The sequence below is a fragment of the Deltaproteobacteria bacterium genome, assembly GCA_016183175.1.
In the GTDB taxonomy this organism is placed as follows: domain Bacteria; phylum UBA10199; class UBA10199; order UBA10199; family SBBF01; genus JACPFC01.
Genome location: JACPFC010000018.1, coordinates 1 through 2,538, shown reverse-complemented (window position 1 = coordinate 2,538; position 2,538 = coordinate 1). Strand labels below are relative to the sequence as shown.

General features: G+C 54.7%; 4 protein-coding genes. 2 read left to right on the top strand and 2 right to left on the bottom strand.

Features of this window, described 5'->3' with window-relative positions; translation table 11 throughout:
- The coding region (locus HYU99_02245) for an NAD(P) transhydrogenase subunit alpha (protein ID MBI2339174.1) at positions 1 to 132 on the bottom strand (132 nt) is incomplete at its 3' end.
- A gap of 100 nt (positions 133 to 232) precedes the next feature.
- Complete coding sequence (locus HYU99_02240; protein ID MBI2339173.1) at positions 233 to 1,348, bottom strand: Re/Si-specific NAD(P)(+) transhydrogenase subunit alpha; 1,116 nt, start codon at positions 1,346 to 1,348, stop codon at positions 233 to 235.
- A gap of 221 nt (positions 1,349 to 1,569) precedes the next feature.
- On the opposite strand from HYU99_02240, the gene HYU99_02235 reads away from it, so the two are divergent.
- The gene (locus HYU99_02235) at positions 1,570 to 1,845 is read left to right on the top strand and encodes a hypothetical protein (GenBank protein MBI2339172.1); all 276 of its coding nucleotides are present in this window, start codon (positions 1,570 to 1,572) and stop codon (positions 1,843 to 1,845) included.
- Between the two features lie 135 nt (positions 1,846 to 1,980).
- Positions 1,981 to 2,538: DUF692 domain-containing protein (locus tag HYU99_02230; protein ID MBI2339171.1), on the top strand; the 558-nt coding region annotated here is incomplete at its 3' end.

Below are 2,538 nucleotides of genomic sequence, written 5' to 3'. Positions count from 1 at the left end.
AATGCCCGATATGGCGTTGGTGGCCGACATCAGCGGCGTGTGCAAAAGGGCCGGCACCTTGGTGATGATCTGGTAGCCGACAAAGACCGCCAGAACGAAAATGTAGAGGCCAAAGATCAGCTGGTCAGACATAAATGTCATTCCCGCGAAAGCGGGAATCCATATTTTCCCGAAACTACTGGACCCCCGCTTCCGCGGGGGCGACAAACAGTGCGTTTGTCAACAAACAAAATTACCTTCCAAACAGGACCTGCCCGTTATGCGTGACGACACACGCCTTGAGCAGTTCGTTCCCCAAATCGAGCTTGAACGTCTTCGCCTGCTTGTCCCAAAAATCCTCCACCAGGTTCGCCAGATTGTTTGAAAACATGAGACTGGCGTCCCTGGCGACTCTGCCGGGAAGATTCGCCACTCCAATAATGGTTACCCCCCCGATAACGACATCCTCGCCGGACCTCGACCCCTCCACGTTCCCCCCCGACTCCACCGCCATGTCCACGATCACGCCCCCCGGCCTCATCCCCGAAATCATGTCGCGGGTGATGATGAGCGGGGCCCTCTTTCCAAAAACTTGCGCCGTCGTGATGACGATATCGGCGCCGCCACAGATTTTTTTCATCCCCTCGCGCTGTTTTTCGATCTGTTCCCCGGTCAACTCTTTGGCATATCCGCCGGAAGTCTGTCCCACCTCACCGATATCGATTTTGACAAACTTCCCCCCCAGCGACTTTACCTGCTCCTCCACCACCGGACGCGTGTCGAACGCCTCGACCACCGCCCCCAGCCTTTTGGCCGTGGCAATGGCCTGAAGCCCGGCAACCCCCGCCCCCACGACAAACACGCGCGCCGGCTTGATGGTTCCGGCCGGGGTCGTCATCATGGGAAAAATTTTTGAAAGACGGGATGCGGCCAGAATAACCGCCGCGTAGCCGGCCAGGCTCGCCTGCGAACTCAAGGCGTCCATCTTCTGGGCGATGGTGGAGCGCGGAAGCATTTCGAGGCTTATCGCCGTAACACCGCACCGGGCCAACCGTTCGATCAACTCCTTTTCATTGAAGGGATCGAGAAAACTGATGTGGATTGCGCCCTTTTTTAAATTTTCAATCTCTTCCAGCGGCGGTTTGCGCAGGCGCAAGACCATGTCGCCCGTCTTCAGCAATTCCATCCGGTCGGCGACAATCGTGGCGCCGGCCTTTCTGTATTCCTCGTCCGGGATGTCGCAGGCCTGCCCCAGCCCCGCCTCAACCGCCACCTCGGCCCCCGCCTTTACGAAACGGCCGACCGTCGCCGGAACAACCGGCGCCCTTGTTTCACCGGGATGAATTTCTTTGGGAACGACGATTCTCATGAAGTACGACCTTTACAAAAATCGGGTAAAAAATCCAAGCACAGAATGAAACATCGCGGCTTTCTACAAGTTTCCAAAAATCTTCGTTATGATCCGTATCATGTTTTTCCCTTGCACTTTTTAAAAAATTTTATAACGTTCGACCGTTCGCCCCTTCGCTTCCGGTAAACAGGGTGTTTACTGAAGCGGCCGGCGAACATCCCAAGGAGGATCGCACAGCTATGAACAAGAAAATGTTAGGAACCATTGTGGCCACCGCCGTCGCCGGTTTTATTTTTACCGCCAATTGCATGGCCGAGGAGACAACCACCTCAACCACCACGGCCAAGGTGAAGTGCTCGGGCATGAACGAGTGCAAGGGAAAGGGGATGTGCAAGGGCATGGATAACGCCTGCAAAGGCCAAAACGGTTGCAAAGGCAAGGGGTGGATGGAAATGGACACCGAAAAAGACTGCACCGACAAAAAGGGAACCGTTGTAAAAGAAGAAGCGAAGTAATAAGCAAATCATCCGGCTTTGCCGGTGATTTGCGCAGGGTTGCAGGGGGCATTTGAAGGGCACAGTCCGCCGTAGGCGGACGAGCACTGGAATTGGCCTGCCGTGGATTTCTTTGAGGTCATTTCCGAAAATTACATGGCCTCCGGAGGCCGACCCCTTTACGTTCTGGACAAAGTTCGGGAGCGCTATCCCATGGTCATGCATGGGGTATCGATGTCGCTTGGATCAGCTGATCCCCTTAATCCCGATTATCTCAAAAAACTCAAAAATCTGGCGGACCGCATCCGGCCCGCCTGGATTTCGGACCATTTGTGCTGGACCGGCGTCCATGGCAAAAACGCCCACGATCTGCTCCCCCTCCCCTACACCGGGGAATGTCTGAAGCATTTGACAAACAAAATCAGGCAGGTTCAGGATTTTTTGGAACAGCCGCTGGTCATCGAAAATGTGTCAAGTTACCTGGAATACAGTCACTCCACTTTCACCGAATGGGATTTTCTGGCGGATCTAGCCCGCGAGTCGGGCTGTTATCTTCTGGTGGACATCAACAACATCTATGTCAGCGCCAAAAATCACGGCTTCGATCCGATGACTTATCTTCGCGCCATTCCCAAGGACCGGGCCGTCCAGTTTCACCTGGCCGGCCATAGCAGAAAAAAAACTCACCTGCTTGACACGCATGACCATCCGGTA

Coding starts and splice junctions, on each gene's coding strand:
- HYU99_02240 (MBI2339173.1), bottom strand. CDS start 1,348: ATGAGAATCGTCGTTCCCAAAGAAATTCATCCCGGTGAAACAAGGGCG.
- HYU99_02235 (MBI2339172.1), top strand. CDS start 1,570: ATGAACAAGAAAATGTTAGGAACCATTGTGGCCACCGCCGTCGCCGGT.